The 14,203-nt window shown below is 52.5% G+C and carries 14 protein-coding genes; 4 read left to right on the top strand and 10 right to left on the bottom strand.

Annotated features, from left to right (window positions below):
* Positions 1–58: 58 nt before the first annotated feature.
* From BN3279_RS08580 to BN3279_RS08565, 4 genes are all read right to left on the bottom strand, one after another.
* A complete protein-coding gene (locus tag BN3279_RS08580; RefSeq protein ID WP_059050203.1) occupies positions 59–754 on the bottom strand; it encodes an ABC transporter permease in 696 nt (231 codons plus the stop codon).
* Positions 738–1,670, bottom strand: coding sequence for an ABC transporter ATP-binding protein (locus tag BN3279_RS08575; RefSeq protein ID WP_059050202.1), 933 nt, complete (start codon positions 1,668–1,670; stop codon positions 738–740). The genes BN3279_RS08580 and BN3279_RS08575 overlap by 17 nt, the downstream gene beginning before the upstream one ends.
* Before the next feature lie 80 nt (positions 1,671–1,750).
* Positions 1,751–2,719: a sensor histidine kinase gene (locus BN3279_RS08570; protein WP_059050201.1), complete on the bottom strand. Its 969-nt coding sequence runs from the start codon at positions 2,717–2,719 to the stop codon at positions 1,751–1,753.
* The gene (locus tag BN3279_RS08565) at positions 2,720–3,427 is read right to left on the bottom strand and encodes a response regulator transcription factor (RefSeq protein ID WP_059050200.1); all 708 of its coding nucleotides are present in this window, start codon (positions 3,425–3,427) and stop codon (positions 2,720–2,722) included. It abuts the gene before it with no gap.
* 263 nt (positions 3,428–3,690) lie between these two features.
* On the opposite strand from BN3279_RS08565, the gene BN3279_RS08560 reads away from it, so the two are divergent.
* The gene (locus BN3279_RS08560) at positions 3,691–4,230 is read left to right on the top strand and encodes an NADPH-dependent FMN reductase (RefSeq protein ID WP_059050199.1); all 540 of its coding nucleotides are present in this window, start codon (positions 3,691–3,693) and stop codon (positions 4,228–4,230) included.
* 100 nt (positions 4,231–4,330) lie between these two features.
* Here BN3279_RS08560 and BN3279_RS08555 read toward each other — a convergent pair whose 3' ends face one another.
* On the bottom strand, positions 4,331–5,764 hold the full coding sequence (locus BN3279_RS08555; RefSeq protein ID WP_059050198.1) for an MATE family efflux transporter: 1,434 nt from the start codon (positions 5,762–5,764) through the stop codon (positions 4,331–4,333).
* A gap of 119 nt (positions 5,765–5,883) precedes the next feature.
* Between BN3279_RS08555 and BN3279_RS08550 the strand changes: the two genes are divergently transcribed.
* Together BN3279_RS08550 and BN3279_RS08545 are read left to right on the top strand one after the other, a co-directional pair.
* A complete protein-coding gene (locus BN3279_RS08550) occupies positions 5,884–6,945 on the top strand; it encodes an LLM class flavin-dependent oxidoreductase (RefSeq protein ID WP_059050197.1) in 1,062 nt (353 codons plus the stop codon).
* Between the two features lie 120 nt (positions 6,946–7,065).
* A complete protein-coding gene (locus BN3279_RS08545; protein WP_059050196.1) occupies positions 7,066–7,488 on the top strand; it encodes a DUF6944 family repetitive protein in 423 nt (140 codons plus the stop codon).
* A 45-nt stretch (positions 7,489–7,533) separates the two neighbouring features.
* Here BN3279_RS08545 and BN3279_RS08540 read toward each other — a convergent pair whose 3' ends face one another.
* The 5 genes from BN3279_RS08540 to BN3279_RS08520 form a co-directional block, all read right to left on the bottom strand.
* Complete coding sequence (locus tag BN3279_RS08540; RefSeq protein ID WP_082672987.1) at positions 7,534–8,604, bottom strand: saccharopine dehydrogenase family protein; 1,071 nt, start codon at positions 8,602–8,604, stop codon at positions 7,534–7,536.
* Positions 8,601–10,058, bottom strand: a complete 1,458-nt coding sequence (locus BN3279_RS08535; RefSeq protein ID WP_059050194.1) for an MFS transporter — start codon at positions 10,056–10,058, stop codon at positions 8,601–8,603. Before BN3279_RS08535 ends, BN3279_RS08540 begins: the two co-directional genes overlap by 4 nt.
* A 161-nt stretch (positions 10,059–10,219) precedes the next feature.
* The gene (locus BN3279_RS08530; RefSeq protein WP_232436787.1) at positions 10,220–10,675 is read right to left on the bottom strand and encodes a MarR family winged helix-turn-helix transcriptional regulator; all 456 of its coding nucleotides are present in this window, start codon (positions 10,673–10,675) and stop codon (positions 10,220–10,222) included.
* A 111-nt stretch (positions 10,676–10,786) separates the two neighbouring features.
* Positions 10,787–11,422, bottom strand: a complete 636-nt coding sequence (locus BN3279_RS08525) for a guanylate kinase (RefSeq protein WP_059050192.1) — start codon at positions 11,420–11,422, stop codon at positions 10,787–10,789.
* Positions 11,423–11,857: 435 nt separating this feature from the next.
* The gene (locus tag BN3279_RS08520) at positions 11,858–12,916 is read right to left on the bottom strand and encodes a bifunctional transcriptional activator/DNA repair enzyme AdaA (RefSeq protein WP_059050191.1); all 1,059 of its coding nucleotides are present in this window, start codon (positions 12,914–12,916) and stop codon (positions 11,858–11,860) included.
* Positions 12,917–13,139: 223 nt separating this feature from the next.
* On the opposite strand from BN3279_RS08520, the gene BN3279_RS08515 reads away from it, so the two are divergent.
* Complete coding sequence (locus BN3279_RS08515) at positions 13,140–14,198, top strand: agmatine deiminase family protein (RefSeq protein ID WP_059050190.1); 1,059 nt, start codon at positions 13,140–13,142, stop codon at positions 14,196–14,198.
* The last annotated feature ends 5 nt before the right edge of the window (positions 14,199–14,203 follow it).

The raw sequence follows: 14,203 nt of genomic DNA, 5'->3' as shown, positions 1-14,203 counted from the left end.
TCGTGTCAGGGAGTCACCCTGATGCGGCCGTTTCTCTATATTTGAAGACATATTGTTCTTACCCAACGTCGACCCGGTCGATATTGCGGAAGCTGAGGTAGGTAATGAAGATGCCCAGCGCCGCCAGCGATAACGGAATGGCAATGATGGAACTGAGGGTGAAGCCAAAGTTGTTGGAGCACACCACTACGACGATAACAATGGACGAGACGATGGTCATAGGAACGGATTTCTTAGGTAACCCGATGACCAACGGCAGCAGGCTCATCCCCGCAGCGCCGAAGGCTTGCATTAGCACGGTAAGGCCATGGCTAAGCAGCATTTCCGTAGTAAGCGGGCCGGGGATATATTGGACCACTGAGTTGATTCCGACAAACAGTGCGTCGATTAACAGATTAGCAATAACCACATTAGCGAAAGTCCAGCCGAAGACCATCGCCAGCTTGGCGAAGATCAGCTTCTTGCGGCTGATGGGATAAGAGAACATCAGGGCAATTGTTTTATCCTTAAACTCATTAATGACCAGCTTGGACAATAATACGGAAGCATAGATGATGAAGGTAGCTCGAACCACCAGATCAATGAGCGCTAACATTTCGGGCATCGTCGTGAAGGCGAGCTCTTCCAAGCCTGAACCTCCGACATAATACATGGTTCCCACCAATCCGGCAATGATAAGATAGGTAATCAGGGATCCCCAGAGGTAGCTATCAAACCGCCCTTTCTTGAGCTCCAGCTTAATGAGTTGCAACATGCTCATTACCTCCTTTGATCATATCGAAGAAATATTCCTCCAGGCTGTGATGCCTGCGGTTGATGGATTGGATTGGCACGTCACTGGCGATTAGCCCCTTGGCCAACACCTCTGGCGACAGCTTGGTATCGTAGATGCGAATGGTGTTATCGCCCATTTGCTTGATATTCTCGATCTCCAATGTATCCACCAGGACAAAAGCAGCCAGGCTAACGTTGGAGGTCACGATCTCTACATATTCTGTGGTGGAAGCGTGGACCGTTTCCATGGATACCTCCCGCAGCAAGCGACCTCCATCAATGACGCCAATGGTATCGGCTACTTGTTCTACTTCCGAGAGCAAATGGCTGGAGATCAGGATTGCGGTGCCCCATTCATCGCGAATTCGGACAAAGAGCTGGCGCATTGCTTGAATGCCTTCCGGGTCAAGTCCATTAATCGGCTCATCCAGCAATAGCAGCTCTGGCCGCGTGACAATGGCCCGGGCAATTCCGAGTCGCTGCTTCATGCCGAGCGAGAACTGCTTGACTGGCTTATCATAGGTGGCTGCCAGTTGTACCATTTCCAGAGCATCCCGGATAGCGCCTTCCTTGTAATACCCCATGTACTCCGTGTGCAGCTCTAGATTTTGCTCTGCGGTCAGCTTCTCATAGAAGACCGGCGTTTCAATTAAATGCCCGATGCGCTTTAGATGTTCCGTAGACCCAGGCAACAACTTCTCACCAAAAATTTCAATCTCGCCGCCGGTGGGCTTCACCAGACCGAGCAGCATTTTCATCACCGTCGATTTCCCGGCTCCGTTGGGTCCGAGAAATCCGTAAATTTCGCCACGACGTAAATTCATATTAACCCCGGACACCACTTCTGCAGGTCCGTAGCTTTTTGTAAGCTGTCTGGTTCTGACTAATTCCTTCATGGTTTCACTCCCTTTGCTTGATCTATACCTATCGTAACGGGGGAAACTCTCTTTTCTATTTCGGACTTCTTACTTATTTCTTACGTTGCTCGTTCCGACCGGATCAAGGTGATCGTGAAGCAGGTGCGAACGCCTGGCGTGCTCTCCAGTCCAAGCCTACCGTTTAACCGTTCGGTCAGCCGCTTGGCGATGGTTAGGCCTAGTCCGCTGCCTTGCATATTGCGATTACGGGAATCTTCCATCGTATACATCCGCTCAAATACCCGGGCTTGCTCCTTGGATGAAATACCACGTCCCCGGTCGATGACCTGAATGTGTATTTCTTTCTTATCCTCTTCAAGCAGCAGGCCGAGATAATGGCCTTCGGCTCCATAACGCATGGCGTTGGATAGCAGGTTGTCCAGAATGCGGGAGAGCGCCTCAGCATTGGCGTATACCCATACCGGATGCTCTGGCAACTGGATATCCACCTGGAAGCCTTGCTCAGACAGGAGATCGAAGTAGGCCAATATGCGCTGGCGGCTGACCTCTCCTGCATCTATGACGGATAGAGGAATGTCCAGATCACCAGATTCCAACCGGGCCAGGTCGAAGAAGGTATTGATGAGTTGATGAACCTGCACCGTCTTTCTATGTATTTCACCTAGCATACGTTGCTGTTCCTCTTCAGGCAGCTCGGGCTGCTGAGACAACATCTCGGCATAACCCATGATCACCGTCAGTGGAGTCTTCAGATCGTGCGAGACGTTGGACAACATCATTCGCATCGCTCGCTCTGTACCGGCATAATCTGCCGCCGACTGGCCTGCCCGGTCCAGCAGGGCATTAATAGTCTGCAGCAGTTCCCGCAATTCGGGCAGAGCGGTTACCGTAAGGATGCGTTCCTGAGTCAGCGGCTCTCGCGGATTGGTGAAGGGCAGGAGCTTCTTATGGACATAAGATAACTCTCTGCGCAGTGTTTGGGCCATCCTGCGCTCGTGCCAATACAGCAATGCAAATAAGATGAGAGGAATCAACAGCAGCCATGGCAGCCAAGAGTACCCTGTCATTTATCCTTCCCCCAGCCGATAGCCGATGCCCCATAAAGTCCGGATATACCGGGGATGGGAGGGATCGTCTTCGATTTTTTCGCGTAGCCTTCTCATATGTACATTAATAACGTTGTCGTCATTGTAGTATTCCTCGTTCCAGACCTGCTGATACAGCATGGCCTTGGTGTACACCCGGGTTGGATGCTGAAGGAACAGCTTCAAAATTTGAAACTCCTTGGGAGTAAGTGAAATTTCCTGATCACGCTTGATTACCGTAAAATTATCAGGGTCAACCGTCAAATCGCCCAGGGACAGTAATTGCGGTGAAGCGTCCTGCTCCACTTGCTCTTGACTTGAATACAATGTCGCCCGGCGGATGGATGCCTGCACGCGTGCGGCCAATTCCATTAATGAGAAGGGCTTGGCGATGTAGTCATCTGCGCCGATTCGCAGGCCCAGCGCTTTATCGACCTCATTATCCTTGGCGGACAGAATCAGGATGGGGACGCGGCTAAGCCGGCGAATATGCTCCAAGACCTCCAACCCACTTCGTTTAGGCAGCATAAGATCAAGCAGCACTAAATCGTAGCTACCCGGTACGAATTGCTGAAGTGCCTGTTCGCCGTCACTGACGAGGGTAATGTCATAACCCTCTTTGGTCAAGTAATCCTGCACCATCGTGCTGATGGAGGGATCATCCTCAACCATGAATATTTTGCCCTCCATGATTTCGCCTCTTCCTGCTTCGAATTTATCCCTATTCTAAGCCAGGGCGAATTTTTCCACAAGAAATGGACCCTCTAAAATACTTTAACAAACTTTTAGTAAGTTACTTGACAAATGAAACCAACCAAGGTATGATAATCTCACATTCAAATAATTCATATTAAAGTTATTGGAGAAGTTAAAGAAATATGCTGGTGGTGTGACGGTTGGGATTTTTGGGTAAGTTATTTAGTAGGTCTACCAATATCGAGGAGGAAAAAGTCATGTCGAAGTTGAATATCGGAATCATTTTGGGAAGTACACGCGAAGGCCGCGTTAGCCCACAAGTAGGGGAATGGGTGAAGCAGCATGCAGATGCCCGCGGCGACGCCAACTACGAGATTATTGATATCGCTGATTACAAGCTGCCATTACTTGGCGAAGCCGATGCTTCCGAGCAAGCTGCTGCCTGGAATGCTAAGCTGAACAGTCTGGATGGCTTTGTATTCGTCGTGCAAGAATATAATCACAGCATCTCTGCTGCGTTGAAGAATGCTCTCGACTATGCTCGTGAAGCATGGAACAATAAATCCGCTGGGATTGTCAGCTATGGTTCCGTAGGCGGAGCTCGTGCGGCTGAGCATCTGCGCGGCATCCTGGGCGAATTGCTGGTAGCGGACGTACGTGTACACGTAGCGTTGTCGCTGTTCACCGATTTCGAGAACTTCAGCACGTTCAAACCTGCTGAATTGCACCTGACGAACTTGAACGAAATGCTGGATCAAGTGAATGCTTGGGGCGGCGCTTTGAAAACTTTGCGTTAAGATCGGGCGTTGATCAGATAGAAGCTTAAACCCCCCGCCTCTTTAGATAGAGGCGGGGGGTTTTTTTTTGATAATATTTATCCTCTTATAGAGGTTGTGCTTAGATCAGCTTATGCGCATACCATTTCTCGCCGCGGAACCGCCAAAGGAAGATGAACCCGCGTACACCCCATTCGCAGCACATCGCCAGCCAGACGCCGAGGATACCGAGCCCGAAGCTAATTCCGAGAACGTAGCCGAATATGACGCGGAATAACCACATGGTCAGCATGGAGGAGATGGAGGTGAAGCGTGAATCCCCGGCTGCCCGCAAGGCCGATGGCAAGATGAAGCTGATCGGCCAGAGTGGGAGCTGGGCAATCAAGCTCACCATCAGTACGAGGAAGATATCGCCAATGATTTCCGTCGGCGGTTCAAAGAGATGCACCAGCGGATAGAAGAACGGCATCAGAATGAGACTGAGTGCAGCCAGGAAGATCGAGCCCAACCACAGGAAGGACTTGATGAACTTGCGGGCATCCCGGATGTTGCCACCTCCAATGCATTGTCCCACCACCGTGACGATGGTGAGCGATAGAGCCGAGGCCGGAATTTGGAACACCCCGGCCAGCGCCCCGGCAATCGCATTGGTGGCGATGGCGTAGGTGCCGAGACTGACGATGAAGACCTGGGTCAGCAGCTTGCCGCCATTGAAGAACATCTGCTCCGCAGCAAAGGGAATGCCGATGAATAGCATTTTGCGCAGCATCTCGATAGGGAACTGGAACAGGTCTCGCCACTGCAAATGCAACGAGGTCTCTACCCGGAACAGATAGTACAGGGCACACCCGGCCCCTACATATCTGGCAATATTCACGGCTAACGTCATGCCGAATACCCCCATATCGAGCAGGGTAATAAATAGAACATTCAACAGCACATACAGCAGATTCATAATTAGCGACAGGAACAGAGAGGCCCGGGTCTTACCGATTCCTCTCAGTGAGGCGCACACCGCCTGGACCGTAGCCAGCCCCGTATAGGAAATGCTACTGCCGATCAGATAGACGCGGGCGCTTTCCAGGACCTCTGGCGAGGCGGCCCCGAACAGTAAATTTAGCATCGGCTGATGGAAGGCGATCAGCAGCAGGGCGATAGCCACGGACAGCAGAGAGACGGAGGTCACAGTGGCCGCCGAGGCCCGTGATACATTGCGGTCATTGCGACTTCCTTTATACTGCGCGACTAATACCGTACCGCCGGTGGCTACCGCGACGAATACATTGATCAGGAAAATATTAAGCGAGTCCACAATATTGACCGCACTAACAGCAGCCACACCCGAGGAACTGATCATGGCCGTATTGACCAGATTGAGGCCGATAATAAAAGCCTGATCAATCAGGATCGGGATGAACAAGGCGATGATTTGCCGATAATCCATCGATTCGCCCGACAAATGTTTCTCCAGAAGGGCGTGGCTCTTTTGCCTTAATCGAAGTCTTGTTTTATGCTTGGCGAGGAAGTGTTTCAAGTCATCACATTCTTTTCGCATTATAGTAGAAATTTCCGAACGTCTGTATATTGACCTAGTTTACCGGAAAATATTGTCTTCGTATAGGGCCGTGGAATGGGCTTCACTGAATTGATAAACATAAAATGGAGGAATGTAACATGGAAATTGGTATCAGTACCTTTGTGGAGACGACTCCCGATGTGGTGACAGGCGAAATCATTAGTCATGCCCAGCGGCTGCGGGAGGTGGTGGAGGAGATTGTGCTGGCTGATAAGGTCGGCCTGGACGTGTTTGGTGTCGGGGAGCATCATCGTCAGGACTATGCTGCTTCTTCTCCAGCGGTGCTGTTGGCTGCTGCTGCGCACCAAACCTCGCGGATTCGCTTGACCAGCGCGGTGACCGTATTGTCCTCGGATGATCCCGTGCGCGTCTTTCAGGACTTTGCTACTCTAGATGGCATATCGAACGGGCGGGCGGAGATTATGGCTGGCCGGGGCTCCTTCATTGAGTCTTTCCCGTTGTTTGGCTACGACTTGAATGACTATGATGAACTGTTCGACGAGAAGCTGGATTTATTACTGAAATTATGTGCTTCAGAAAAAGTAACCTGGGAGGGCAAGCATCGTCCGTCCATTCGTAATCTGGGTATCTATCCGCGTCCAGTCCAGCAGCCACTTCCCGTATGGATCGGTAGCGGCGGGAATACCGAATCGGTTATCCGCGCAGGCCTGCTTGGTTTACCGTTGGTACTGGCCATCATCGGCGGGCGTCCGGTGCAATTTGCGCCGCTCGTGAAGATGTACAAGCGGGCAGCGGCACAGGCCGGGCATGATGTCTCCAAGCTTACGGTTGCTTCGCATTCCCATGGATTCGTGGCTGAACGCAATGAGGTAGCCGTTGAGAAATTCTTCCCGTCTACCCAAGCCGTCATGAATGTCATTGGACGTGAGCGGGGATGGGGCCGTTATGATCGGGCCAGCTATGACGCGGCGCGTAGTCCGGAAGGAGCACTGTATGTAGGCGATCCGGAGACCGTAGCGAACAAGATCATTGATTTGCGCAAGCGGGTAGGCATCACCCGGTTCATGCTGCATTGCCCGCTTGGCACGATGCCGCATGAGGATGTGATGCGCGCTATTGAACTGCTCGGGACCGAGGTAGCTCCGCGTGTCCGTGAGGAAATAGCCCGCTGGGAAGCGGCTGGCGAGGAAGAGGCTTGACAGGCCCCTCGCAGGTTATCCGAAAATAAGGATCGGGCCTAACTCGGGAGCTGACATTCCTTCGTATAATAGAGAAGAACACCTGCGCTTGACGCAAGTGAACTTGGAAGGAAGGGGATTATGATGCCAGCCGTGCCTTCGCGAAAGTCTGCCAGATCGAAATCGGCCAGACGGCCCATCAAGGCCAAGGTCGCAGCGGGAGGACGCTCGCGCCGGTCTTCCCGCAGGTCATCGTCAGGTTGGAGTGGCCCGTCCAGCATTGACAAGCAACTGGTGGCCTACGCCTGGCTCCAGGCCATCGGCACGAACCTTGCGGCCATTGGCCAGTCCAAGTCCTTGTCGAACCGCAGAAGCGTGCGAGAGGAAGGGGACCGGCTGGTTATCGTCGGCAATACGTTGCAGGCGATATCCAATGCGGCCCAAGCTGACTTGATTTTACAGCAGGGACAGTCGGAGAGCGATCAATTGAACTCCATCGGCAGCCTGCTGCAAGCCTTGGGGGAGACGCTGCAAGTCTTCACGGATCTCACGGACCCGGACTAAGCAGAAATGGGCTAGTTTTGCTCTCCTGCCGCGCTCTGCTCCAATTCAAGACCGCCCGATTTCAACCTTGACTTCCTTCCCCAGAGCCGTCAGGACGGGCTCAAGCTCAAATAGCTGCTCAATATGGTGAACCCCATGAGGCAACTCGGAGCGGTATAAGGCTTCACTAAGAATAGTGGCCATCCTGGCCGTAATCAGCGCTTCATGCTCTCCCTGGAGGTAACATTCGGCCAAGGCAGACTGCCCTTGATAAGTTCCTCGGGCATCTACTTTCACGGCAAACCGGGCTGTTCCCATGTATGGTTTGCCAAGTAGCCCTATGGCAGCCCTGCGCACGGGGCTCCAGTTCAACGAGCGGAGCATTCCGGTCGCCTTCATCCCGGCAAGCAGGCGGGTGACGCCTGCGGAATCAAAGCACAAGCGAGTGGCAACAGTAGGCACGCCCAAGGTGATGGGGAGTACATGTTGATCGGAGAAGTTGAAGCGATAGGCCATACGACCCTTTGCTCCTCTGCCAAAGCTGATTTTTTGGCCATCTGTGAAGCTGCTTACCTCCGTCGGTTCTCCTTGCTCCACAACGGTATAGTTGGCGTTCATATTATCGATGGTCCATTCGATCGCGGCTTGCCCATGCTGATCGCCTAGACCTAACATAATAGAAATGTCTATGGAATCCGTGTTATCCAGCAAGTAATGGGCATGATGGGCCAGAAGATGGGTCAGTCCGGGAGCCAGTCCCACGCTAAGCACCGCCGTCGCACCGCCGGATAAGGCAATCGGGTTGTGTTTTTCTATTTGGGCCAAGAAGGAATAGTCCGCAGATACGTCAATGTAATGCGTTCCTTTCTCCAAGCAGAATTGCACAAACCTGGTATCGGTCTGATCCAGGCACATGACGACGAGCCGTGCTTGCTCTAACAGACCTGGACTGGGCGGAGCCTGGACATCCAAATGCAGTGGCTGGACCTTTCCTCCAGTAGACTGGCTGAACTTTCGGGCGCGTTGCAAATTTCTTCCGGCAGCATACACCTTCCCGGGAAAAAGCTCGCCCAGCCTCCTCGAAATAGCTTGCCCTACCTGACCGTATCCCCCAATGACGATGATTTGATCCTTCATAATGATTTCTCCTCTCTGTTATGAATAGGGTGTTCAGCTTCTCTGGCAGCGCCTGAGCGGTCCGGACAACGATTTCCCTGATAAAGCTGGAACCCCCACAGGATTAAGGCGGCGGAAGCCATATAAATGCTAGCTTCAAATGACCCCTGAATAGAGCGGGCCATAAGGGGCCTGAGTTGAACCTCAATGCTTCCCAGCCCAAGGGCTGCCCCCAAAGCCATACCCAAATTGCGCGTCAAGGCGATCATTCCCGAGATCGCCCCAATATGCTCTCTGGGGGTGTGTCGCATGATGAAGCTATTGTTCGGGGAAGCTAGCAATCCCATACCAAGGCCAATTAACGCGAGCACAGAGGATATGCCCCAGATCGGCAGACTGTCCAGGTACAAGAAGAAGAGGACGGCCCCTCCGCCCATGGCGGCTAATCCCATCGGCACCAGGCTCTTAGGGCCCCAGGCATCGGACAAGTGTCCGGCGAGAGGCCCGGTCACCGCGAGTAGAAGTGGGTAGAAGGCCAGCACAACTCCGGCGAGCGAAGGAGTCAAATCCTCAATGCCCGATAGATAGAAGGGCAAGGTGACCAGCCCATGATTGGCCAAGGCGAAGGAAACGACGCTAATGATCAGCCCGATGCCCACTTGAGGAATACGAAGGACATGCACTGGTAGAAAGGGGCTAGGCTGGCGGAGCTCCCATCCAAGCAGTAGCACCAAGGCCGTCAAAGAGATGGATAAAGGCACGAGCGTTTCAGTCGCCAGCCACCCTTGCGCACCGGCCAGGGAGAGCCCGTAAACCCCGGAGGCCGCTGAAATGATCAGCAACAGTGCCCCGACAGGGTCGGAAGCAGGCTTGCCCCGTTCCGGCTCTTGCCGGGGGATATAGCGGAAGGCTAGCCAGGTGCCAAGCAGAGCAACGGGTACGTGAAGCAGGAACAGCCACCGCCAGTGCAGCCATTCTACAATAAGGCCTCCAATGGCAGGCCCGCACATGGCACCTAGGGCAACGGCGGTGCTTAGGGAGCCAAGGGCCTTCCCTCTGTGCTGCTGGGGCCAATGAATCGTGACCAGCGCGATATTGGTCGCTTGAAACATCGCAGCACCTACAGCCTGTAACAGTCTAAATCCAAGCAAGGCTGAAATGTTAGGGGCAGATGCGGTTAAGAGAGATCCCACAGTAAACAAAGCTAAGCCGTAATTATGAATGCGGCGGTATCCCCAACGTTCCCCCAGCTTACCCATGACCGGAAGCAAGGAGGTGATAGCGAGAAGGTAACCGGTGGTCACCCATGAGACGGTTGCTGAATCGGCATGAAGGGCCTCAGCCAGATAGGGCAGCGACATATGAATAACGGTGGCGATATAATGAGACAGAAAGGCCCCGATGCTGATGGCAACCAACATTCCCTTTCGGTTAGCTGCCGAGGGATTGGCAGCAGAGTTGTGTAACGTGTTCATGGTTAACCTCCTTTACTTCTTAGGAACCATTGTTATTGTCCTATAAAAGTATAGTTACTAAACTAAATCCGTAAAAAAATAACTCAATCTGAAAATCAGAACGGCATCAACGCCCGTTGATCTTGGTATTGAGTTAACACTTAATTGCAACTCTAACTCGCTTATTGATCAAGAAAATCCGCAAATTTCTCGATGCCTCTCTCGAAAATTTCAATTTCTTCTTCTGAGAATTGAGCGCGAAGCTGCTCATAAAAATCATGGTGCAACGCTTCGTGGGCGGCAACCGCCTCACATCCCTTGTCCGACAGGGAGATCAGGGTGCTGCGAGAATCGGTAGGATGCTGCGAGCGATGCACCAATCCCTTCGGCTCCAGGCGGGCAACCAGTTGGGTAACGGCGCCCTTGGTGACGCCCAGCCGTGATGCCAGCTCGCTCATCAGCACGCTGCCCTCGGGGCCAACGGCTTCCAGCGTGTGGATTTCACTAGGGGTGAGCAAGCCTGCTGCCCCAAAGGATAAGGGCTGGCGCTCAAGCCGACGAAGCTGCATGATGAGTCGTCCGATGCCCATTTTCCCTCTATTATTTTTTGGCTCAGAGTTGGTTCGTTGAATATTCATAAATTTAGTATAGTTCCTAAACTTAATAGATGTCAAATTGGCGAGGTTCCCCATACGAAATAACCCCAATCCCGTGATGACCAAATTGGGGTTACCCGTATTTATAGAGAATCAAAGAATCGGCTGCAAAAATTGCTTGATCTTCACCAGGGTATTGGCGGGATCGATATTTTGCAATAAATAATCGGAATCTTTCTTGTGAACGACTTGTTCTGAGTAATTGCGCAAATATTCCTCCGTGACTTCATGAGGTGCACCTTCCCGCTCACCGCGTAGCCGGATGTCGTCCTTGGTGACATAGAGGAATATTCGAACAGCCTGCGACCCAAAGCGCTTGCGGAAGACCTGAACCCCGTCATGATTCATTACGACAATCGCTGCCTGATGCGAGGTGAGCGCTTCCATTAAATCGCGTTCGGGAATGCCATAGCTTCCTCTCTCCAGGCGTACAGATTGGCTGAATCCCGCTCCGCCTTCAATGCTCTGGAATTCTTCAGGGGAGATGAAGCGGTAATGTTCTCCGCTAACTTCCCCTTGGCGAATCCGGCGCGTTGTATAGGGCCTTACATAAGGGATATTAAGCTCGGCACTTAATTGACTGGCGATGCTCTTTCTTCCGGAGCCGCTTGTACCTGTAATAATGATGACCTTGGGTTGATCCTTGATGACCTTGTTCTGTTCCGTATCGGGGTTCTCTACGGCCGCGGGGGCCGGGGACGATTTGGATGATTTAAGCCATTTCCACATGTTTCTCCATGCGCTTGACGAGACTGGCTTGTCTTAGGCCAGAATCGCCGCACGGATTCACCTCCTTGATGTTCATAAGTCCTTATAGTGCGTGATAGTGCGTGTTCAAAAAGTCGAGTTTTTAGGACCGAAGATTATGCTTCCGATGTGCGTTTTTTCAAAACGCTTTAGGTTGGATGAAGCCAGGGACTGAGTAGCGGAGCTACACGTTTTCGGAGAAAACGACTTCGGAAGCATATGGGTACGTGAGCAACTACAATGTTTCTGAAGGAAACATACTACGGAAGCCTATGCTAGGCCCGGCTGAATTCAAGATTCGATGTCGAACCCTCTCCTCGAATAGCTTCGTCCTGGGAAGACGACTTTTTGAACAACCTATTATATTATATATTTCGGCAGGGAGGTTCCTCCTTGTTATGCGCTGGATGAAAATGCTTACTTCATCAGGTTCTCTGTCCGCTTCTCATGATTCAATAGCCAGCCTTTACGCGATACGCCACCGCCATATCCACCGAGGTCACCATTGGAATTAATGACACGGTGGCAGGGGATAATTAGCGCGAGTTGGTTGGCTCCGTTGGCCTGAGCAACAGCCCGATAGGCGGACGGTTTGCCAATGGCGACCGCAAGGTCGGCGTAGGAACGGGTCTCGCCGGGCGGGATCTGCTGCAATTGCGCCCATACCTGCTGTTGAAAGGGGGAACCCAGCAAGCATAGCGGGGTCGTGAACTGGGTGAGGCTGCCCTCGAAGTAGAGGGTCAATTCCCGCTCAATAGAGCGGATGGGTTCTGTCACGCCGGGAATGATCGCTGCCTTGGTGCGGTTCCGCAAGCGCTCCACTTCTCGTTCTAACCCGCGGCGGTCGATGAACTCCAGGAGATATAGACCCACTTCGTCCGCGATGGCCATCATAGGGCCAAGCTGCGTGTCAATCCAGGCGGCATGAAGAATTTTGCCTCCGGTAAGCCGGGTTGGGGCAGCCCCCATAATCCGTGAGAACGCATCCCGAAAGCCGCTGCTCGATTCATAGCCGGTAGAGAGCTGAGAATCGATGACCGGACTTCCGGAGCGAATATTCTTCAGAGCCAGTCCCATGCGGCGGGCACGGGCGTATTCCACAAAGGTCATGCCGAAGCGCTTCTTGAACTGGCGCCGTGCCGTCGACGCGTCGACGGACAGCTCCCGGAAGTCGACGTCCTTCCACCGCTTCTCCGGATTGGCCTCCACCGCCTCCACCAATTGTCTGACCAGATCCGAGACATGGCCCGGATGGGACAGAGGACGGCAACGCTGACATGGACGGAAGGAGGCCAGCAAGGCTTCCTTGGCCGTCTCGTAAAATTCACAGTTCTCGAATTTGGGCTTGCGTGCGGGACAGGTTGGGCGGCAGAAGACGCCGGTGGTCTTCACCCCAACGTAGAATACTCCCTCGTATTCTGATTTTTTCTGGAGCAGGGCTTGATAATAGAGTTGTTTTCGTTCAGCAGATATCATCCTGCATAGGCCTCCTTGCCTTTATATCACTTTCCTGAATTATAGCTTTAGGATAAAGGTATCGTCGCCGAAAATCAGGCATCTATTTTTACGGAATTCCAGAGGTAGACAGCGGGCAAGACTTCCATTGTAGACAGGCATGTTTTGTTATATGATAGCAGGGTAAATTGGGTATTCCCAGCATGATAAGTTTGTCAATTACAATTTGTACGTGGAGGAACCGATGTATCCTAAAAAACTAAACTATACGATGCCGGCCGAATGGGCCGCACATGAACGTACTTTTATTTCCTGGCCAGTACAGGACTCGATGGTATACCCGGAGCTTTATGAAGAAGTATGTGCCGGTTATGCCGAATTTATTGAGGCCATCGCCGAGTTTGAACCCATTACGGTGGTGGTGAACTCCGCCGATCTGGAGCGTGTGCAAGGGCGATTTGCCCAGGCAGGCAGCGCGGAGACTGGAGCGAATGACCGTATCAGCTTGCTGGCAATCGAGCATAACGATGCCTGGCTGCGAGATAACGGACCGACCTTTGTGGTTGGGCCGCAGGGTGAACTGGGCGGGGTGAACTGGGGCTTTAATGCCTGGGGCGGCAAATACGCTCCTTGGGATCTTGACGATGCCGTGGCCCCGCAAATCCTCAATACCTTAAACGTCAAGCAATTTGATGCTCCATTGGTGCTGGAAGGTGGCTCCATCCATACGGATGGAGAGGGGACATTGCTTACTACGGAAGAATGCTTGCTGAACCTGAACCGCAATCCGCAATTGAGCCGGGAAGAGATTGAAGCAGCGGTGAAAAATTACGTCAATGTTGATCAGATCATCTGGCTGAAGCGTGGCCTCAGTGGCGACGAGACGGACGGACATATCGATAATGTGGCTTGCTTCGCTGCACCGGGCAAGATTCTCTTGCAGGTCTGCAACGATCCCGATGATGAGAACTATGCCATCACGCAGGAGAACCTGGCTATATTAAGCCAAGCTGTGGATGCGCAGGGCAGAAAACTGGAGATTATTCCAATTCCTCAGCCACCTCAGGCATTTTATGAAGATACACGCCTGACCTTAAGTTATTTGAACTTCTATTTTGTGAACGGGGGCATCATTTTGCCCGTATTCGGCGGGGAGGCGGCAGAGACCGACCGTCAGGCTGTGAAGATACTGGGTGAGCTGTACCCGCAGCGGCGAATCCGTACGGTGAACGGCATGGCCATTATCCGCGAGGGCGGCAACGTGCACTGTACTACCCAGCAGATGCCAGCAGGACGACATTAAGAAAG

It is taken from the genome of Paenibacillus senegalimassiliensis (assembly GCF_001486585.1).
Classification (GTDB): domain Bacteria; phylum Bacillota; class Bacilli; order Paenibacillales; family Paenibacillaceae; genus Fontibacillus; species Fontibacillus senegalimassiliensis.
The sequence above is the reverse complement of the archived record's forward strand: the minus strand, read 5'-3'. Positions and strand labels throughout refer to the sequence as shown.